The 19,031-nt window shown below is 75.3% G+C and carries 16 protein-coding genes; 2 read left to right on the forward strand and 14 right to left on the reverse strand.

What is annotated here, in order from left to right; all coding sequences use genetic code 11:
• Nucleotides 1-50 precede the first annotated feature (50 nt).
• From K7G61_RS23170 to K7G61_RS23215, 11 genes are all read right to left on the reverse strand, one after another.
• Nucleotides 51-728, reverse strand: a complete 678-nt coding sequence (locus K7G61_RS23170; protein ID WP_225848869.1) for a GAF domain-containing protein — start codon at nucleotides 726-728, stop codon at nucleotides 51-53.
• A complete protein-coding gene (locus tag K7G61_RS23175) occupies nucleotides 718-1,701 on the reverse strand; it encodes a S8 family serine peptidase (RefSeq protein ID WP_225848870.1) in 984 nt (327 codons plus the stop codon). The genes K7G61_RS23170 and K7G61_RS23175 overlap by 11 nt, the downstream gene beginning before the upstream one ends.
• Nucleotides 1,694-4,870, reverse strand: a complete 3,177-nt coding sequence (locus K7G61_RS23180) for an AAA family ATPase (RefSeq protein WP_225848871.1) — start codon at nucleotides 4,868-4,870, stop codon at nucleotides 1,694-1,696. The genes K7G61_RS23175 and K7G61_RS23180 overlap by 8 nt, the downstream gene beginning before the upstream one ends.
• Nucleotides 4,867-6,228: an MFS transporter gene (locus K7G61_RS23185; protein WP_225848872.1), complete on the reverse strand. Its 1,362-nt coding sequence runs from the start codon at nucleotides 6,226-6,228 to the stop codon at nucleotides 4,867-4,869. Before K7G61_RS23185 ends, K7G61_RS23180 begins: the two co-directional genes overlap by 4 nt.
• Nucleotides 6,225-7,190, reverse strand: coding sequence for a hypothetical protein (locus K7G61_RS23190; RefSeq protein ID WP_225848873.1), 966 nt, complete (start codon nucleotides 7,188-7,190; stop codon nucleotides 6,225-6,227). Before K7G61_RS23190 ends, K7G61_RS23185 begins: the two co-directional genes overlap by 4 nt.
• Nucleotides 7,191-8,387: a radical SAM protein gene (locus K7G61_RS23195; RefSeq protein WP_225848874.1), complete on the reverse strand. Its 1,197-nt coding sequence runs from the start codon at nucleotides 8,385-8,387 to the stop codon at nucleotides 7,191-7,193. It lies immediately after the preceding gene.
• Nucleotides 8,384-9,370 (reverse strand): hypothetical protein, encoded by a 987-nt coding sequence (locus tag K7G61_RS23200; protein ID WP_225848875.1) that lies wholly within the window; start codon nucleotides 9,368-9,370, stop codon nucleotides 8,384-8,386. Before K7G61_RS23200 ends, K7G61_RS23195 begins: the two co-directional genes overlap by 4 nt.
• On the reverse strand, nucleotides 9,345-10,541 hold the full coding sequence (locus K7G61_RS23205) for a glycosyltransferase (protein WP_225848876.1): 1,197 nt from the start codon (nucleotides 10,539-10,541) through the stop codon (nucleotides 9,345-9,347). Before K7G61_RS23205 ends, K7G61_RS23200 begins: the two co-directional genes overlap by 26 nt.
• Before the next feature lie 215 nt (nucleotides 10,542-10,756).
• Entirely contained in the window at nucleotides 10,757-10,885 is a 129-nt protein-coding gene (locus tag K7G61_RS36560) for a hypothetical protein (protein ID WP_263984730.1), read from the reverse strand.
• Nucleotides 10,886-11,196: 311 nt separating this feature from the next.
• Complete coding sequence (locus K7G61_RS23210; protein WP_225848877.1) at nucleotides 11,197-13,023, reverse strand: BTAD domain-containing putative transcriptional regulator; 1,827 nt, start codon at nucleotides 13,021-13,023, stop codon at nucleotides 11,197-11,199.
• A gap of 1 nt (nucleotide 13,024) precedes the next feature.
• The gene (locus K7G61_RS23215) at nucleotides 13,025-13,216 is read right to left on the reverse strand and encodes an aroma-sacti cluster domain-containing protein (protein ID WP_225848878.1); all 192 of its coding nucleotides are present in this window, start codon (nucleotides 13,214-13,216) and stop codon (nucleotides 13,025-13,027) included.
• A 679-nt stretch (nucleotides 13,217-13,895) separates the two neighbouring features.
• Between K7G61_RS23215 and K7G61_RS23220 the strand changes: the two genes are divergently transcribed.
• Nucleotides 13,896-14,468 carry a TetR/AcrR family transcriptional regulator gene (locus K7G61_RS23220; RefSeq protein WP_225848879.1) on the forward strand — a complete coding sequence of 191 codons (573 nt, stop codon included), beginning with the start codon at nucleotides 13,896-13,898 and terminating at the stop codon, nucleotides 14,466-14,468.
• Nucleotides 14,469-14,668: 200 nt separating this feature from the next.
• Complete coding sequence (locus tag K7G61_RS23225; RefSeq protein ID WP_225848880.1) at nucleotides 14,669-15,679, forward strand: zinc-dependent alcohol dehydrogenase family protein; 1,011 nt, start codon at nucleotides 14,669-14,671, stop codon at nucleotides 15,677-15,679.
• A 36-nt stretch (nucleotides 15,680-15,715) separates the two neighbouring features.
• On the opposite strand, the gene K7G61_RS23230 is transcribed toward K7G61_RS23225, so the two are convergent.
• From K7G61_RS23230 to K7G61_RS23240, 3 genes are all read right to left on the reverse strand, one after another.
• Entirely contained in the window at nucleotides 15,716-16,654 is a 939-nt protein-coding gene (locus K7G61_RS23230; protein ID WP_225848881.1) for an alpha/beta hydrolase, read from the reverse strand.
• A 124-nt stretch (nucleotides 16,655-16,778) separates the two neighbouring features.
• A complete protein-coding gene (locus tag K7G61_RS23235) occupies nucleotides 16,779-17,702 on the reverse strand; it encodes a 4'-phosphopantetheinyl transferase superfamily protein (protein ID WP_225848882.1) in 924 nt (307 codons plus the stop codon).
• A complete protein-coding gene (locus K7G61_RS23240; RefSeq protein ID WP_225848883.1) occupies nucleotides 17,699-19,027 on the reverse strand; it encodes a PLP-dependent aminotransferase family protein in 1,329 nt (442 codons plus the stop codon). Before K7G61_RS23240 ends, K7G61_RS23235 begins: the two co-directional genes overlap by 4 nt.
• Nucleotides 19,028-19,031: the final 4 nt, after the last annotated feature.

The following is a 19,031-nucleotide window of genomic DNA, read 5'->3' on the forward strand; positions in this document are numbered from 1 at the left end:
GCGGTCAGCCATCGCCGTCATCCGTCACCCGTCACCCGTACCCGCCGCCGTCAGCCGTCGCCGGCGGCCAGTAGCTCGTCGGCCATCACCAGGAGCTTGGTCACCGTCGCGCCGACCTGCGCGGAGGCCGTGGGCAGGCGTTCGGCCACGCGTCCCAGCAGGGACGGGTCGACCCGCGGGGAACGGTCCGGCGCGCCCGGGCGACCGGCGCCGCCCCCGGCGCCGGTGCCGTCCCCGGCGGCGGCCTCCCGCGAGCGGAGCTGGACGATGAGTTCCAGCACCGCCGCCATCTCGGTGGCCAGCAACCCGAGCGAGGCCATGTCGCCGAGGTCGGACCGCGGCCGGCTGTCGCGGTCCAGCACCTCCAGCACGCCGACGCAGTCGCCGTCGCAGATGAGCGGGGCGGCCATGATGCTGCGCGGTACGTAGCCGGTGGACTCGGCCGCGTCCCGCGCGAACCGGGGACTTCCGGCCACGTCGTCGATCACCAGCGGCTGGCCGGACGCCATCGCCCAGCCGGCGATCCCGGTCCCGGCGGGGAAGCGCGTTCCCACGAGGTGCTGTTCGCCCTCGCCCGCGACCGCCTCGAAGACCAGGTCGCCGTTCGCCCGGTCCACCAGGAGCACGGACGTGGCGGCCGCGCCGAAGACGCTGCGCGCGACCTCGACGATCGACTGCAGCAGTCTGCTGCTGGGGTTGTCGGCACTGTGCGCCGCGTCAGTCGGCACGAACACCTCCATCGGGTACGTCGGATACGGGTGGCAGGCCGGACACGGGCGGTACGCCGGGCCCGGGCGGCGCCCCGTCCCCCGGTGGCGCCCCGTCCACCGGCGGCACGTCGGGCACCCCGCCCGCGGCCACGTTCCGCGCGGTCAGGTACAGCACGGACTTGAGCTGGAACGGCGTGAGCCAGCGGTGCTTGCTCAGGATGAGCGCGCAGATGCCGGAGATGTGCGGGGTGGCGAAGCTGTTGCCGGTGCTGAGCAGCGTGCGGCCGCCCGGCCCGGCCACCGGCACCCGCACACCGCGCGCGTAGAACTCCACCGGCGGCGACGGGTTGTAGTAATAGGTCATCGGGTCGGGACTGTCGTGGCTGGCCACCGAGATGACGGAGGCGAACGGCCACGGGTAGCTGCGCACCGGCATGTTGTGGGCGGAGGCGACGATGACGCAGCGCCGGAAGTACGCGGCGTCGGCGAGGTCCCGCAGGCCCTCCCGGAACGCCGCCTTCGTCGTCGACAGGCTCATGTTGACGACGTCGTAGCCCTCCTCGATCGCCCAGGCCAGTCCGGCCAGCAGGGCGCCGCCGCTGCCGTACTTGCCGCCGGACAGCACGCGGACCGAGGTCAGCGACACACCCGGGGCGACCGAGTGGATCACGCTCGCGCAGGCCGTGCCGTGGCCCGCCGTGTCACCCGGCTCCATGGGGGTGACGGCGAACTCGCCGTCCTCGCCCTTGGTCACGTCCATGGCGCGGTCGACGTCGCCCACCAGCGGATGCCCGGCCTCCACACCGCTGTCGAGCAGGCAGACGCGCACGCCGGAACCGTCCGCGCCGCCCCAGGCCCACTCGGGCGTGACCGGGCCGGTCCCGCTGACACCGAAGGGCTCGCGCGGCATCGCGGACACCGGCATGCTCCACGCGGGCACCCCCGGGAAGTGGTCGCGCGGCGGCCTGCGCCAGGGCGGGGCGTCAGTCACCGGCGCCACCGGCCCGCGTCCGCCCGCCCGCCGCGAGCCAGGAGCGGACCCGTTCGGCCGGCAGCGCGGCGCCCTTGGCCTCGAACCTGCGCAGCGCCTCGCTCCCCTCGGTGGCGGCCCGCCGCGTCATCCCGGCCGCCCTGAGCACGATCGCCAGGTCGAAGACCGCCTCGCCGGTCAGGCACAGGTCGTCGGAGGAGTCGCACAGCGCGCGCGCCGCCGTGGCCGCCGCGACCGCCTCGTCGTGGTGCCCGCGCGCGGACGCGATACGGCCGCGCAGCGCCGCCGCTCCCAGCCGCGCCCGCGGGCCCGTCGTCCCGTCGTCCCGGCCGATCCGGTCCAGTTCGGCGGCGGCGGCCGCCACCCGGCCCTGCAGGAACAGCTCCCTGGCGATGGCGACTTCCGTGCTGCGGGTGTCCGGGGCGTGCGCCGCGGTGCGCAGCACGCCCAGGCTCTGCCGGTACCGCGTCTCGGCCGCGTCGTGGGCGCCGGCCAGCGACTCCACGAACCCGGAGGCGTCCAGCACCACCGCGTCGGCCAGGTCGGCGTGCATGTCGCGGGAGTACGTCAGCGCGCCCGACAGGGTGCGCCGCGCGCCCTCGACGTCCCCGCCGAGGGCCTCCAGGTGCGCCCGGGCCACCAGCACCGGGATGAGCAGGACCCGGTCGGCGGCGAACCGGTGGCCGAGCATGGCGCACAGCTCCAGCCCGTCGGCCACGCGCGTCGGCCCCCACTGCGCCAGTTCGCTGATGGCGCACAGCAGCCGGTCCTCCTCGTAGGAGTCGGACATCGCCCCGGCCCTGGACAGCGCGAGCCGCAGCGAGGACTCCGCGACCGCCGCCCGCTCCTGGGCCAGCTCCAGATGGGCCCGCAGCTGGTGCAGCCGGCACCAGCTCAGGTCGTCGCCGGGGTCGCGCTCCAGCCGCTCGGTCAGCGCCGCCGCGTCCGCGGCCACGGCGTCGGGGGAGGCCAGGCCGAGCCGCAGCGAGACGATCCCGCGCTGGACCGCGCACGTGGCCGCGTTGCGGACGTCACCGGGCAGCGCGGCCTCCGCCGCGGCGAGCGCGGCGCGGCACCGGTCGCCGTCCTGGAGCCACAGCCCGGCGTCGCACAGGTGCAGCGCCAGAGCGGTGTGGCGGGCGTCGCCGCCGGGCAGCAATTCGCGTCCGCGCTCCAGTAACTGGACGGCCGCAGGCAGGTCCTTGCGGGCCAGCGCGCCCATCCCCTCGGCGATCAGGGTGTCGGCCGCGGTGCCGGCCAGCGCCGGGAGCCGCGGGTCACCCGGCCGCAGCTCGCGGCGCAGGCGGAAGGCGGCCTCGACGTGGTACGCCACGGACATCCCGTCCCGCGGCTGCTCCCGGACGAACCACGCGGCCAGGAAGTCGTGCCACCGCTCGCGGCGCGCCTTCGGGGTGAACTCGTAGGCGGTGTCGCGCAGCAGGGCCTGCGCGAAGCGGTACGTGCCGGCCGGGTCGCGTTCGAAGACGCGCCGCCGGGCCAGCCGGGCCGTCGCCTCGTCGGCCGCGGCGCGGCCGATGCCGTCCGCCTCGGCCATCACCCGCAGCAGGTCCCGGGTGAACTCCCGGCCGATCACGGCGGCCAGTTCCAGCAAGGTGCGTTCGGTCCCGGGCAACTGGTCGAGGCGGGCGCCCAGCATGGCCTGGATGGTGGGCGGGATCTGGGCGCCGGGGGCGGACTCGGCGACGACGTCCATGAGTTGCTCGGCGAACAGCGGGTTCCCGTCGCACAGCGTGGCCACCCAGCCGCTGACCTCCTGCCGGTCCTGCTGGTCCGCGTGGTCCTGACCTTGCGGGTACACGTCGCCCCGCAGCGCCAGCTGGGCGACCAGCTCCGCGGTCTGCTCGGCGGTCATCGGGCCCAGCTCCAGCGTCATCGCGCAGGGTTTCCCGCCGCCCCAGGCGGCGCGCGCGTCCAGCAGTTCGGGGCGGGCGACGCACAGCAGCAGGACGGGAACGTCGTGCAGCCAGGTCGCGATGTCGTCGATGAGGTCCAGCAGCGTCTGCTCCGACCAGTGCAGGTCCTCCCAGACCATGACCACGGCCCGGGAGCGTCCCAGGACCTCCAGGAGGTACCGCGTGGCCCAGGCGATGTCCTCGACACCGACCTGGGCGGCGTCGCCGTCGCGGTCCACGACGGTGCCGAGGGTGCGCGCGGCCAGGCCGTGGGCCGGGCCGGTCCCGCCGTCCGGCCCGGCGTCCTCCGCCAGGAGCCGGGACAGGGCCGGCCGGCCCCCCGGGAGCGAGCCGAGCATCTCCGCCAGCGGCCGGTAGGTGATCCCCCGGCCGTAGGCGGAGCAGCGCCCGCTCAGTACGGTCACCTCCTCGTCCGGCAGCGCGGACAGGAACTCCCGCACCAGACGCGACTTGCCGATCCCCGGCACGCCGAGCACCGTGGCCAGGCAGACCTGCCGCCGCTGCCGGGTCCTGCGCAGGCTGCGCCGCAGTTCCTCCAGTTCGTCGCCGCGGCCGATGAAGGGGGTCGGCTCCGGGGTGTCGGCGGCCGGTTCGGGGGCGGTGACCCGCCAGGCCGCCACCGGCCGCGCCTTGCCCCTCAGCCGCAGCGGCGCGACGGGTTCGACGCCGACCCGCCAGCGCACCATCGCCGCGGTGTCGGCGCACAGCAGCACCTCGCCCGGCCCGGCGGCCGTCTGCAGCCTGCTGGCGGTGTTGACGGAGTCGCCGATCACCCGGAAGTCGTCCCCCGGACCGGTGATCACCACGACGTCACCGGTGCAGATGCCGGCCCGCGCCTCCAGCCTGACCTGGTACTCCGCGCTGAGTTCCGCGGTCAGTTCGGCAAGGGCCGCGAGTGCCCCGGTGGCGGCGCGCACGGCGCGCACCGCGTCGTCCTCGTGGGCCACGGTGGCGCCGAAGGCGGCGAGGATGGCGTCGCCGATGAACTTCTCCACCGCCCCGCCGTGCTCGGCGATACGGGCCCCGCAGCTCGCGAAGTAGCGGTCCATCACCTGCCGCAGCGGTTCCGGGTCGAGGCGTTCGGCCAGCGCGGTCGACCCGACGATGTCCAGGAACAGCATGGACACCTTCTTGCGGGTCTCGCGCGGCGCGGCGCCGGCGGACAGCGGGGCGCCGCAGCCGGCGCAGAACCGGTCCGACGCCGCGGTCCGCCGGCCGCACGCGGAACAGCTCACTGGGTGCCCTCCAGGGTGGGTTCGGCCGGCGCCGGGCCGGGCGCGGCGGCGGCCGGCGGCTCGGCGTCGGGGTCGGGGAGGGCGAGGCGCGCGTAGACGCCGGCGAGTACGACGACGAGCCCGGACGCCGTGAAGATCGTGTCGATCGGACCGAACCGCACCCCGGCCACCGAGCCCGTGAGGTCGCGCAGGCCGCTGCCGGCGAGCCAGCCGGAGGCCACCGCGGCGAGCATCGACGCCAGCTCGGTGACCGGGTAGAACACGGCGACCACCCGGCCCCGGAACTGGCTGGGGGTCGCGGCGAGCAGCAGCGGCGACATCGCGGTGTTGAGCATGGTGAGCGGGACGGCGAAGACGAACAGCAGCGCCAGGGCGACCGGGAAGTCGCCCTGACGGGAGTACAGGACCAGCAGGCCGCCGCTCACCAGCAGGCCGATCCAGGTGGTCCGGCGGGCGCCGATCCACTGCACCACCCGGCCCGCCGCCAGCGCTCCCGCGATGCCGCCGATGCCCATCGCCATGCCCAGGTACCCGTACAAGTGGGCGGACGCGTGCAGGTTCCTGGTGGCGAAGAAGACGTTCAGGGTGCTCAGGGCGCCCATGCCGAGCTGGCCGATCACGGCGAGCAGCAGCAGCGCGACCAGGAACCGGTTGCCGCGGAAGAAGCGCAGCCCCTCTACGAAGTCGTGCACCAGGCCGGGCCGCCGGGCGCCGGGCCGGTCCTCGTGGACGGGCGGAGCCGGCGTGCGCACGTCCACCGAGCGGATCGCGAGGTACGACACCAGGTAGGAGAAGGCGTTGAACAGCAGCGCCCACTGCAGGCCGACGGCGAACAGCAGCGGCGCGGCGAGCGGCGGCCCGATGATCCAGGCGGTCTGGGCGGTCGCCTGGGCGATGCCGGCCGCCCGCGCGCGGTCGGCCTCGCCGGTGACGAGTTCGGCGATGACCGAGAAACGCGCGGGGGAGAAGAACTGGCTCGCCGCGTTGAGCACCAGCACCGTCAGGTAGATCAGGGCGAGCCACACCCCGATGGCCAGGTCGTGGGCCGGGAGGAAGGAGACCGCGGCCAGCGCCGTCACCAGCCCGCCGCGCAGCACCTCGGTGCGCAGCATGGTCCGGCGCTTGTCCCAGCGGTCGACGAAGACCCCCGCTATCGGGCCCACCAGCAGCACGGCGGCGCCGGTCGACAGCACGACGCCGCTGACCGCCTGCGGCGCCCACGGCCTGCCCTTGGCCAGCTCGGTGGCCACCCACAGCACCAGGGTGGTGCTGAACACGGCGTCCCCGACGAACGAGACGGCCTGCCCGAACCACAGCCGCGTGTAGGCGGGGTTGATGAGGACCAGCCGGCGCGTCATGAGGCACGCGCCGAGGAGACGAGAAGGAGCGACATCAGCGCGGTCACCAAGGTGGTGTGGTACGCCTTCGCGAAGAACACCCCGGCCGGGTCGGCCGCCGTCGCGCTGGTGGCGGGCGATCGCCCGGGGATCGCCCCGTCGGGCAGCTGGGCCCCGGCCAGGCACGCGACGGCGGCGGCGCCCCACGGCGTGCGCAGCGGCTCGATCCCCAGGCAGACCTGCGTCATGACGAGTTCGGCGGCCAGATCCCACCAGTGGCGCCGTACGCAGTGCTCCAGCATCCGGCGGACCAGCCCGGCCGCGGCCGCGAGGGCGTCGTCGGACAGGCCGGGCGCGGTCCTGCCGAAGTCGCTGAGGTAGAAGCTGGAGTGCGTGACGGCGTACGCCTCCGGGATGCTGACCGGGGCAGCGCTCCCGTCGTCGCCGCCGTGCCCGTCGCCGGGCTGTTCCCGCGCGCGCCGCGCGAGCGCGGCGGGCAGCGTCACGAGGACGTTCCGCTCGACGAGCTCCCCGTAGGGCTCGATGGTGTGGGGCACTCCCGCCTTGTCCGCGTAGTAGCGGGTCTCAAGCCGCTGGTACGGCGACTTGCCGTGCGGTGACAGGTCGTCGCCGGTCAGCCCGGCGAGCACGGCCCGGTACGGGGCGTCCTGCGTCCCCTCGGGCGCGAGCGCGGCGCAGACCAGGGCGTACTGGGCGGCGTACTCGGGGTCCGCGGTGATCAGCCGCGTGAAGTCCGGGTGCCGCCAGACGTCGCGGACCAGGGCGGTCGCCTCGCCCAGACGCGGATCGTCCCCGGCGTCCAGCCGGGCCCAGCAATGGCGCAGCAGCGCCAGTTCGAGAGCCGCCTTCGCCTTCCCGTGCGCGGACGACCGGCCGCCGGCCGCGTACGGGTCGAAGTAGTCGAGGTGGCGCCCGAGCCAGTCGAGCGTGCCGGTGGACAACCGGTCCAGGTCCGATCCCATCTACAGGCGCCCCGTCTCGTCCAGGTAGTCGAGCAGTGCCGCGTCGACGGTGTCGTGGAACGCCGCGAGCGTCCGGGCGTCCTCGCCGCGCCGGTACAGGTCCTCGCAGCCGATCCACCGCCGCTGCCGGTCCGGCGTGTCCGGCAGGTACCCGCCGGTGACCGTGCCGACCTGCCAGTCGTCCTTGCCCGCGGTCTCCCAGCAGCTCGACAGCGTCCCGTCGGCGCTGACCACCGCGCCGTAGCGGCCGTCGCCGTACCCGCAGGTGGCGCACGGCCGGTGGGCCTGCGGCCGGGTCACGGTGAAGCCGAGGTCGAGCGCCCGGCGCTGCCACCGGGAGAAGCGGGCCGACACGTCACCGGAGTGCGGCAGGTCGTTGCCGTACCCGACGCCGACGTCCCCGACCTGCGCGAAGTACAGCGCGCACCGGCCGGGGTCGAGCGCCCCGGCGAGGCGGTCGATGAGCGCGTCGACCCCCTGGTACGTCTCCTGGGAGACGTTCACCCGCAGGATCCACCGCAGCGGGGCCGCCTGCGAGGCCCGCACGATGTTGCCGACGATGGTGTCGAAGGTGCCGCCGCCGTCCGCGCGCACGACCCGGATCCGGTCGTGGTCCGGCCGGTCTCCGTCGAAGGTGACCTGGACGGACTCCAGCCCGAGGCCCGCCAGCCGGGCGGCCAGCGCCGGGGTGAGCAGCGTGGCGTTGGAGATCATCCAGGCGGACGTCATGCCGTGGTCGGCGGCCCGCTCCAGCAGTTCGACGCAGCCGCGGGGGTTGAGCAGCGGCTCCCCGCCGAACAGCAGGACACGCAGCTTGTCCAGGCCGGCGGCCGCCATCTGCCGGTCGGTGAAGTCGAGGATGGAGGTGATGGTTCGGGAGGTCAGGCGGATCCGGGGGATCCGCGGCGGGCGGCTGCCGTCCGCCGCGTCCTGCCCGGTGTTCTGGAAGCAGTAACCGCACCCCAGGTTGCAGTGGGTGCTGGTGAGCACCGTCAGGGAGTACGTGCTCGGCGGCGCGGCGGACAGCAGCCCGTGCTCGCGCAGCCGCCGCTCGGCGTCCGGCCGCAGCGTCCCGTCCGCGCTCACGTGTCCGGCGCGCAGCCGCGCCACACCACCGCCGGGACCCAGGAACCACCAGTTGCGCTCGCCCCGCAGGATCCGCGCGCCCGCGGCGATGTCGTCCGCCACCCGGTTCACCGCGCCCCCCGTACCGTCAGGTGCCGCCCATCGGCGCCCACCGCGCCGTCCGTTCCCGCGCCCGTCCGCGCGTACGAGACCATCACCGCCGTCAGCGCCGCCACCAGCGTCGCCTGGTAGGCCTCCCGGAAGAACTCCACGGTGTCCTCCGCCGCGGCGGCCCGCCGTCCGGCGGACCGTCCGGGGATCGCGCCGCCGGGCGACTGGGCCCCGGCGAGCAACCGCAGGCCCGCCGCACCGGAGGGCGTACGCAGCGGATCGGCGCCCAGGCAGAGCTGCGCGAGCACGAGCTTGCCGGTCAGGTCCCATTCGCCGCGGCCCACGCACAGGTCGGTGAGCCGGTGCACGAGCCGGCGGGCCCGCTTCAGCTCCTCGCCCGCGAGGCCGGGATCACGGAAACCGAAGTCGCTGAGGTAGAAGACGGTGTGCGTCACCTCGCACACGTCCAGGTCCGCCACCGGCCCGTCGCCGTCGTGCCGGGCGAGCACACTGGCCTCGTACAGCTCGCGGTAGGAGTGCAGTTGGTGGGCGACCCCCGCGAGATCGGCGTAGTACCTGGTCTCCAGGTGCAGGTACGGGGACTTGCGGCGCGGGGTCAGGAAGCCGTCGGCCGCGAGCCGGGCGAGGACCGCCGGGTACGGGCTGCCGGTGATCCCGGCGGGGGCCAGCGCCGCGTACATGAGCTGGAACGGCTGCGCGTAGCGCGGATCGAGGCCGAGCCGGCGCGGGTACCGGGGGCTGCGCCACACGCGTTCGACGGTCGCGCGCACCTCGTCGGGACCGGGGTCCGCGTGCCCGGTCCTCTCCCAGCAGCGCAGGAGCAGGGCCAGTTGCAGCAGCGCCTTGGCCCGCGGCACCGCCGGCAGCTCCGCGTGACCCGACGGGGAGTCGAGGTAGGGCGAACGCGAGCGGATCCACCGCAGCGCGCCCGCCGAAAGCCCGTCCACGAGCGCCGTGTCAGAGTCGGCCGATCGAGTACTCATGGTCCTCCCTCGAGATTGCCGGCGGCTGGGCCACCCGCTCGATGACATCGGCCGCGCGGGCAGCCCCGCCGGCCGCGGCGAGCCGGCGGCCCAGTTCGCGGGCGCGCCGCCGCAGCCGCTCGTCCTGCCAGGCCGATCGCAGCAGCCCGGCGGGGTCCGGCCCCGCCGTCGCCGGGACCCGCACGGCCACTTCGGCCCGCAGACACGCCCCGGACAGCAGCGGCTGCTCGGAGCCGTTGGGCGAGACCCCGAGCGGACGGCCGCGCAGCAGCGCGGCCAGTACCGGCGCGGACGTGCCGTTGGTCAGCACCAGACCGGCCGCGTCGACCAGCGGCCCCAGCCAGGCTTTGCGCACCAGCACGATGTCGGCGCCGGGATCCGGCCGCGGATCGGTCGACCGCCCCTGCTCGACCACGGCCTGGAACGGGCCGCCGGTGAACGTGGCGTTCAGCCGCGGCCAGGGCGTGCCGCCGCCGAAGAAGCGGCCCAGGTGCACGTAGACGAGGGGCTTTCCGGAGCGGGCCAGGCGCGCACCTATCGCCGCCAGTTCGCCCGGGTCGGCCGCGGGCTCCCACGCCAGCGGCCCGACCTGGTGCGCCCGCGCGGGCAGCACCGCACTCGGGTACTCCAGTTCCCGGTCGCCGCGCAGCAGCAGGGCGTCGCCCAGCAGCGGATCGTCCGGCCACCGGGCGGGCCGTCCCGCCAGACCGGCCTGCTCGCGCACCGCCGCGTACAGCTTCAGGGACTCGTGGGTCCGGTTCTCCCGGCTCCGGCCGAGGGGCGGTTCACCGGCCCCGCCGGCCCGGTAGGTCCACAGGTGGACCGACAGCCCGATGACCGCCACGGGGATGTCGAGCGTTTCGGCCGCGAGCAGCGCCCCGTTGCAGAGCACGGAGGTCACCAGCAGGTCGGCCCGTACCTCACGGGCGGCGCGCAGCACCGCCCGGTACTGCGCCGCTCCCGTGACACCCCACCAGGTGGCGGAGAAGGCCCGCCGTCCTCCGAAGTCCTCCGCGGCCGCGAACGGCAGGCCCGCCTCGGCCGCGACGGGCGCGGCGGTGGACCGGCCGAGCACGTGGACCCGGTGGCCGCGGGCGCGCAGTTCGAGCCCCGCCGCGATCGCCGGATAGAGGTAGCCGCCGTCGCTGAGCGGGCACAGCAGGATGTTCACGGTCCCTCCGGGGCGGGGCGGTCGGAGGGGCGGGAGGGGTCGGAGGGGCCGGGCGGGTCCGTGCGGTGCGACGGCTCGGCGGCGGTCACCCGGCGCTCCCTCCTGGCGGGTTGCGGCCGCGGCCCCCGACGGGCCGCGGCGAGCGGGCCGTCCGTCCCCCGGCGACATGTGCCGGCGGCCGGACGGCCCGGTCGGTCATGGCTGGACGCGCCCGATCACAGTGCCTTGCTGTTGTTGATGACACAGCCGGACTCGACCGCTTCTTCGCCCTCGCCGTGCGCGACGACCTCGACGTCCTCTTCCGAGGTCTCGGGCTCGGTCTCCGGGTTGATGTCCTCGGGCATGGTGTCCTCCTTCGGGTGGCGGCGCCTGCTACGCCGGTCCAGGGGAAATACTGGGAATTCCCGGTATGGCGCCGACTGGCCGCCGGTTTGATATCGGTATGACGACCGGCCGCCCCCGGGTGAGCGCCGCCCACGGCGCCCCGGGGCGTTCCGGGCGTTGTGCGACCTTCCGGGCGCGGAAGCGGAAGGCGCCGGCCCGGCGCCGCGGGGCATGGCGGTACGACGGGCCGGGGCGGGCGCGACGCTCGGGCACCGTGCGGTCGGCGGCCCGCCGGGGTGCGCGGCCCGCCGGGGTGCGCGGCCCTCCGGGGTCAGCGGTTCGGTACCGGTACGCGGTCCGGCACGGGCGCGTCGACGAGGCCGGTGAGGCCGTGCGCCGGGTGGCCGGTCGCGTGTTCGGGAGCGCCGAACGCCATTTCCCTGGCGTACGCGTAGGACAGCGCCGGCATCTCGTAGCGGACGGTGTCCGCGACCCGCTCCACGTGCGGGACGGTGAGCTGGCCGGCCTCCAGGAGGTTCTCCAGCACCCGTACCACCGCGTCAGGGTCGGAGCGCAGGACGCCGGCGGCCTGGGCGAGGGTGAACACCGGCTGCGCCAGCATCCCCAGCCGGAGCACCGCCAGGCGCGCCGCTTCGGGCAGGTCGCCCAGCGAGTGGGCGAGCCGGGCGCGGACCGCCGGGTCGCCCCCGCACAACTCGTCCAGCAGCGCCCGGGTGTCGGCCACCCGCGCGCCGTACTCGCGCAGGGGCACGTGGCGCAGGAACGCCAGCCGGTCCGCCACCAGGCGTACCCCCAGGGGCAGCAGGCCGGCGGCCGTCACCACGCGGCCGGCGGACTCGCGGTCCGAGCCGACCCGGTCGGCGCCGATCACCCGGGCCAGGAACTCCACCGCCTCCTGCTCGGTGAAGGACGGCAGGCAGAGCCGGTAGGCGCCCTCCAGACCGATGAGCCGGGGCCGCGCGGTCACGACGACCGCGCTCTCCCCGACCTCCGGCAGCAGCGGCCGCACCTCGGACTCCCGCCGTGCGTCGTCCACCACGACCAGTGCCCGCCGGCCGGTCAGCCACAGCTGCCAGGCCCACCGCGGGTCGGCTCCGTGCGGCGGCTGCGACCGGCCGGGCGAGGCCGCGGCGAGCAGTTGGCGCAGCACGTCCTCCAGGGGCCGGGGCCTTCCGTCCTCTCCCCGCAGCCGTACGAATAATCGGCCGTCGGGGAAGTGGTCGCCGAGCCGGTGCGCGACGTGGACCGCCAGGGCGGTCTTGCCCGTACCGAGCGGGCCGGTCACCACGGCCAGCCGGTTGCCGCCCCGGGCCAGCGCGTCCGCCAGGTGCCTGGTGGCCGCCGCCCGTCCGGTGAAGGCGTGCGGGTCGCAGGGCAGCAGGTTCGGTGCCGCCTCGCGCCGCGGGCCGGCAGCCGCGGGCCGCGGCTCGGCGGCCGGCGGCTCGTGCAGCAGCGAGCGGTAGAACCGGGCCAGCACCGGGCTCGGCGGAAGCCCGAGTTCCCGGGCCAGCGCCCGGCGCAGCTCGTCGTACACCGCCAGCGCCTCGGAGCGGCGCCCGGCCTGGCACAGCGCGGTCATCTGCAGCATCCGCAACCGCTCACGGAACGGGTGCTGCTGGGCGATGTCGGTGATCCGCTCGATCGCGGCGGGTCCGCCGCCGACCGCGATCTCCGCCTCCAGCCAGTCCTCGAAGACCCCGAGGAACCGCCGGTCCAGGCGCTGGGCGGCGCCGTCGATCAGCGGGATGTCCCGGTAGCCGTCGAGCGCCGGGCCGCGCCACAGCGCCAGGGCCTCGGAGAGCGAGCCGGATCGCGCCAGCCGCTCGAAGGCGAGCGAGTCCAGCTCGCCGACCCCGGTGTGCAGCACGTACCCGCCGCTTTGGTGGCTGATCCGCCAGCCGGGGTCGGCGCTGACCAGCCGGCGCAGCGCGGAGACGTACACCTGGAGGTTCTTGCGCGCCGTCCGCGGCGGCGCGTCGTCCCACAGCGCCTCGACCAGCGCGTCGAAGGACACCCGCGCGTTCGCGTGGCACAGCAGGGCGGCCAGCAGGATCCGCTGCTTCCGCGATCCGAGGTCCAGCGGGCGACCGTCCTCCAGCACCCGCAGCGGGCCGAGGATACCGAGACCGATGCCCATCTCACGCCAACTTGATGGCCGTGGAGTGCCCTTCCACATCGGCGTCCGAGACGGCGTCCAGCCGCAGTCTGACGGAGTTGAGGACCGCGACCTCCTCCTCGGTGAGCTGGGCGAGGACGTCCTGCTGCTCGGCTGTCAGCAGATCGACCGGGTTCCCCGCCTGCCGCAGCGCGGCAAGGGCGTCAAAGGTCATGTATGCCTCCTGGGTCGTGTGCCGGACGTCGGCGTCCTGGGGGTGAACGGGGTCCACGGCGGCGCGGGGTCCTCGCGCCGTGCGTTCGCGCACAGTCGGTGATGGCGGGCCGGGCACGCGCAGAGAACAACCCCTGACGGTGCCGGCGGCGTCCGCCTCGGGACCCGGAAGCGACGGCCCCGCTCCACCGGCAGCGACGGCATTCCCTCTCGGACCACACGGTCTCTCGGACCACACAGCCGAGCTGCCCTCATGCTGACGCCGGTGCCCGGCACCAGCAAGGGGGCGTGTCCGCGCGGGCGGGCCGGGCGTCCGCCCGGCAACGGTTTCGGACACGCGCGAAGCCCCGGCCGGGCCTGCGCGGGACCGGCCCGGGAGCGTGCCTGACGCACATCGGGGCACGTGGACGGGAGCAACGGCGCCCCGCCCGTCACAGGGCCCCCTCCCGTGCCGCTCCCCGGCTCCCTCACAAACGGAATCCGACCTGGCAAATGTGACCGGTTATCGGCGGGCGCGCCGCCTTCCAGCGGTGCCGCCGCCGATGGCCCCGCCCGGCCCGCCCGGCCCGGCCGGTTCTGCGGCGTCCCGTCCCGCCCCGCCTCGTTCGGCCGAGCGACCGCCGAGCGTGTTTGCCCTCCTTAATCAAACGGACTAGTCTGTTCGATTAAGGAGGTGGAGCATGGTCACGCGAGTGAGGAGGACGCGGTCCGAGGAGAGGATCCTCGCCGCCGCGGCCGAGCTGTTCTACGCGAACGGTCTGCGCGGTGTCGGCATGGATCAGGTCATCGCCGCGTCGGGCGTGGCGAAGTCGACGCTCTACGCGCACTTCCGCACCAAGGAGGACCTGGTCGCGGCCTACCTGAGCCGGACCGACGACTCCTGGACGGCGCAACTGCGGGAGGCCGCGGCGCGCGCCGGGAGCGGCCCGGCCGAGCAGCTCGTCGGACTCTTCGACGCGCTGGCGGACGCCTTCGACCGGCACGGCTTCTTCGGCTGCCCGTTCGTCAGCGCGGCGGTCGAGGCGGACCTCGACTCGCGGGCCCGGGCCCTCACCGTGCGGCACGTGGAGCGCCGTCAGGCGTGGCTGGCCGAACTGGCCGAGCGGGCCGGCGCCGCGGACCCCGGCGGGCTGGCCCGCGACCTCGGGCTCCTGATCGACGGCGCCCTGGCCTCGGGGCGCCTGCTCCAGGACCGCGCCGTGGTGGAAGGGGCGAAGTCGGCGGCCCGCCGGATGGTCGCCGCTCACACCTGACCGCGAAGGGAGCACGCACGAGGGCCCGCGGCCCGGGGCCCGCGCTCCAGGACCCGCGCCCGCGACCCGCGGCCTCGTTCCGGCCGTTTGCCGACCCCCGCGACCGCCCGGGAGACCCGGCAAACCTGATAAGCCTGACAAATCTGACAAGCCTGAGAAACCCTGAGAAACCCTGAACGACGGAAAGAAAGAGGCGTGTCATGCGCGCAGTGATCCTTGAGGAGTTCGGCACCCCGCTCGTCCTTCGCGAGATCGACAAACCCACCGCGGGTCCTGGCCAGGTGCTGGTCAAGGTCGTGGCCAGTGGCGTCAACCCGCTGGACACCAAGATCCGGGCCGGCCGGGCCGCCCACGCCCGGCGCGTGCTGCCGGCCGTCCCGGGCCTGGACCTGGCCGGCGTCGTCGAGGAGACCGGTCCCGGCGTCGACGGCTTCGCGCCCGGCGACGAGGTCTTCGGCATGACGGGCGGTGTCGGCGACGTGCAGGGCTCGCTCGCCGAGTACGCGGCCGTCGACGCCCGCCTGCTCGCCCGCAAGCCGGCCTCGCTCACCGCGCGCGAGGCCGCGGCCCTGCCGCTGGTCGTCATCACGGCGTGGGAGGGGCTGGTGGACCGGGCGCGGGTCGGTGCCGGGCAGAAGGTCCTCGTGCACGGCGGGGCCGGCGGCATCGGCCACGTGGCCGTGCAGATCGCCCTGGCCCGAGGCGCGGAGGTCTTCGCCACCTCGTCGCCCGCGCGGCGGGAGACGGTCGAGCGCTTCGGGGCCACCGTGATCGACTACACCACGACCCCGGTGGAGGAGTACGTCGCCCGGCACACCGGCGGCGAGGGCTTCGACGTCGTCTTCGACACCGTCGGCGGCTCCGTCCTCGACGACTCCTTCAAGGCGGTGCGCACCTACACCGGACACGTCGTCAGCGCCCTGGGCTGGGGCACCCACGGCCTCGCGCCGCTGTCCTTCCGCGGCGCGACCTACTCCGGTGTCTTCACCCTGCTGCCGCTGCTGACCGGACGCGGACGCGAACACCACGGCGAGATCATGCGGGAGGCCGCCGCCCTCGCCGACGCGGGCGCGCTCAAGCCGCTGCTGGACGCCAGGCGTTTCACCCTCGCAGGCAACGTGAACGACGCGGGTGTCGGCGACGTCGCCGACGCCTACGCGGTCGTGGAGAGCGGCTCCGCCCGCGGCAAGGTCGTGATCGACGTCGCCTGAGCGGGCCGCCGGCCGCCCGGCCCGCACCCGGCCCCGTCACGGCAGCCGGAAGCACCGCCGCAGGTGGTCCGCCGCCTGGAGGTTGGCGGTCCTGGCGGCGTCGACCTCGCCCGCCATGGTGAAGAAGCCGTGCGCCATCCCCGGGTAGCGGCTCAGCTCGACCGGCACCCCGGCCTCGGCGAGCCGCCGGGCGTACGCCTCGCCCTGGTCGCGCAGCGGGTCGTACTCCGCCGTGATGACCAGCGCCGGCGGCAGCCGGCTCAGGTCGGGCTCCCGCAGCGGTGAGGCCAGCGGATCGGCCGCGTCCTCGGGCGCGGCCAGGTAGTGACCCGCGTACCACGCCACCGAACGGTGGTTGAACAGCAAGGGGTCGGCGTTCTCCCGCATCGAGGCGTCGTCCGCCGACTGGTCGGTGTTCGGGTACACCAGGAGCTGGCCGGCCAGGCGGATGTCGCCGTCGGCGCGGGCGAGAAGGGTGACCGCGGCGGCCAGGTTGCCTCCCGCGCTGTCGCCGCCGACGGCCAGCCTGGCCGGATCGGCGCCGAGTTCCCGGGCGTGCCCGGCGACCCACCGCAGGGCCGCGTAGCAGTCGTGCACCGCTGCCGGGAACGGGTGCTCGGGAGCGAGCCGGTACCCGACGACGACGACGAGGCAGCCGATCTCCTCGGCCAGGGTCCGGCACAAGGCGTCGGAGGTGTCGATGCCGCCCAGGGTCCACCCGCCGCCGAAGTGGTACAGCAGCGCGGGAAGCGGCCGCTCGGGGCCGGGCCGGTAGACGCGGACCGGCAGGTCGCCGCCGGGCCCCGGCAGCCGGCCGTCGGTGACCTCGTACAGGGGGCGCGGCTTGCCGGCCGATGCCCGGATCGAGGCCAGGTCGGCCGCGCGGGCCTCCTCCACCGAGAGGGTGTACAGGGGGGCGTCGCCGCCGCGGGCGCGCTGCTCGCGCAGGGCCTGGATCTGTGGGTCGAGGGGCATGCGGTTCCTCTTCTGGCGATGGCGCGGACGCAGGTCGTCGGGGCCGGGGCGTGTCGGGCCGGGTCGGGTCGTGGTCGGGTCGCGTCGGGTCGCGTCGGGTCGGTGTCGGTGTCGGTGCCGGGAGTCAGGGCGCCGGATCGGCGGGTGCCGGGCCCGGCCAGGTCCACCGGTGCCACGTGACCCGGTAGCCGGCCGGGCCGGCCAGCGCGACGGCCGCGCGGTAACCGGGCGGTGCGTCGACGTCGGTGAGGTGGTAGTCCCGCGACCAGGCGTCCTCCGTACGGGGACTCGCCGTCCGCCCGTCCGCCGTGACGCCGGGCCCGAGGGCCGTCGCGAGCGGGCCGGCCGCCGTGCCCGGGGCGCGGGCCGTCGTGCCGTCGCCCGGCGCCGTCGTGCCCCGGTCCGTCGTGCCCCGGTCCGTCGTGCCCCGGTCCGTCGTGGGCGGGCCGGCAACCGCCCCGGCGGGCTCGGCCACCGCGCATCCCGGACCGGTCACCGGGATGCGCAGCCCCTGCGTCAGCCGGCAGCCGTGTGCCTTGACCAGGGCTTCCTTGCGGGCCCACAGCCGGGCGAACCGGTCGGCGCGTTCCGCCGGGTCGAGCGCCGCGCGGACGAGCAGGGCCTCCTCGGGCGGGAAGTAGCGCCGCGCCATCGCGGCGCCGTCCACGTGCGGCAGTACGCGCTGGATGTCCACGCCCACCCGGCGCGACGCCGTGACCGCGACCATGGCGACCTCGCCGGAGTGGGAGAGGTTGACCTGTGTCCCGCTCCAGCGGCCGGCCAGGTGCGGCTTGCCGTGCGGCCCGCGCCGCCAGCGGATCCGCGCCGCCGGGATCCCGAGGTGTCCGGCGACGATGTGGCGCAGGGCGCCGTGCGCGACCACGAACCTGCGCCGCGCGTCGGCCGACCGGCACGCGTCGGCACGCAGCCGTTCACCGGCGTCGAGTACGGCGAGCAGCTCCGCCAGCACCCTTTCCGACCGCTGGTCCGGCACCAGCCACACCTGGACCGAGTCCGCCGGCCCGTCCGGCCACGGCGCCCCGCTCACCGCGGACCCCCCGGACCCGGCCGTCCGGGCTCGGACCGGTCCGCGACGAACGCGGCGAGGCGGCGCACGCCCTCCTCGACGAGCGCGGGTTCCAGGGCGCTGCACGACAGCCGGATCGAGCGGCGGCCCCTGTCGCCGGTACCGCCGCCGTAGAAGAAGCTCATCGGGGTCCACAGCACGCCGTAGTCGCGCGCGGAGGTCTCCAGCATCCGCTCGTCGGCGGTCAGCGGGACGTCGGCCACGACGAAGAATCCGCCGGCGGGCGTGTTCCAGCGGACCCCCGGGTCCGCGCCGAACCACCTGTCCAGCGCGTCCAGCAGGGTGCGCATGTTGTGGCGGTAGAACGCGGTCTTCTCCTTGCCGGCGGCCCGCAGGCTGCATCCGGCCTCGACGAGGAACCCGCCGACGAGCGCCTGCGCCACCGGTGAGGTGTTCACGGTCAGCAGGCTCTTGACCGTCGACAGCTCCTCCGCGAGGAGCGTGCGCCCGCCCCCGGGGCCCACCACCGTCTGGTCCGCGACGAGGAAGCCCACCCGCGCGCCGGGGAAGCAGGACTTGGCGAACGAGCCGAGGTAGACGACCCGCTGCCCGGTGTCCAGGGCCTTCAGCGTGGGGCGGCGCTCGTCGTCCAGCCCGAACAGCCCGTACGGATCGTCCTCCAGGATCAGCAGGCCGGCCCGTTCCGCCACGTCGAGCAGGCGGCGGCGGGCGGCCACCGGCATGGAGGTCCCGGACGGGTTGGCGAAGCTGGGCACCAGGTAGAGCGCCCGGGGCCGCCGTCCGCCGGCCCGTACCGCGTCCGCGACGGCCGCCACCGTCCCCGGGTCGAGCCCGTCGGCCGACTCCGGCACCGGCACGACGTCGATGCCCAGCAGCCGGGCCGCCCCGGTGAGCCCCACGTAGCAGGGCTCGACGGCCAGGACCACGTCCCGCGGCCCGGCGCACAGGCCGCGCAGCGCGATCACCATGGCCTCCTGGCACCCGGTGGTGACCATCACCGCGCGCTCGGGCACCTCGATGCCCTCGTCCACGAGCAGCATCCGGGCGATCAGGTCGCCGAGGTACCCGTTGGTCCGCCCGTACTGCAGCAACTGGCGCTGCCGCTGCTCGTGGGTGAGGCCGAGGCCCTCCAGGTGGGCCAGGTAGGTCCGCAGGTACCTGTCGAGGTCGTCGGTGGTGTGGAAGCCGTCGTACGGCCGTCCCGCCGCGAGCGCGATGGCGTCGGGGAAGCGGGCGGCGATCTCGTTGAGGAAGTTCATCGACGCCGACTCCGGGTCGGACACCGATACGTGCAGGTCCTCGCGTGCCAGCCGGACCGTCGTCATGCGC

The sequence above is a fragment of the Streptomyces sp. HPF1205 genome (genome assembly GCF_020400825.1).
In the GTDB taxonomy this organism is placed as follows: Bacteria; Actinomycetota; Actinomycetes; order Streptomycetales; family Streptomycetaceae; genus Actinacidiphila.

Excerpts from the sequence above, each read along its gene's own strand:
- K7G61_RS23185 (WP_225848872.1), bottom strand. The coding sequence starts at position 6,228 with ATGACGCGCCGGCTGGTCCTCATCAACCCCGCCTACACGCGGCTGTGG.
- K7G61_RS23190 (WP_225848873.1), bottom strand. The coding sequence starts at position 7,190 with ATGGGATCGGACCTGGACCGGTTGTCCACCGGCACGCTCGACTGGCTC.
- K7G61_RS23200 (WP_225848875.1), bottom strand. The coding sequence starts at position 9,370 with ATGAGTACTCGATCGGCCGACTCTGACACGGCGCTCGTGGACGGGCTT.
- K7G61_RS36560 (WP_263984730.1), bottom strand. The coding sequence starts at position 10,885 with ATGCCCGAGGACATCAACCCGGAGACCGAGCCCGAGACCTCGGAAGAG.
- K7G61_RS23210 (WP_225848877.1), bottom strand. The coding sequence starts at position 13,023 with ATGGGCATCGGTCTCGGTATCCTCGGCCCGCTGCGGGTGCTGGAGGAC.
- K7G61_RS23215 (WP_225848878.1), bottom strand. The coding sequence starts at position 13,216 with ATGACCTTTGACGCCCTTGCCGCGCTGCGGCAGGCGGGGAACCCGGTC.
- K7G61_RS23220 (WP_225848879.1), top strand. The coding sequence starts at position 13,896 with ATGGTCACGCGAGTGAGGAGGACGCGGTCCGAGGAGAGGATCCTCGCC.
- K7G61_RS23225 (WP_225848880.1), top strand. The coding sequence starts at position 14,669 with ATGCGCGCAGTGATCCTTGAGGAGTTCGGCACCCCGCTCGTCCTTCGC.
- K7G61_RS23230 (WP_225848881.1), bottom strand. The coding sequence starts at position 16,654 with ATGCCCCTCGACCCACAGATCCAGGCCCTGCGCGAGCAGCGCGCCCGC.
- K7G61_RS23240 (WP_225848883.1), bottom strand. The coding sequence starts at position 19,027 with ATGACGACGGTCCGGCTGGCACGCGAGGACCTGCACGTATCGGTGTCC.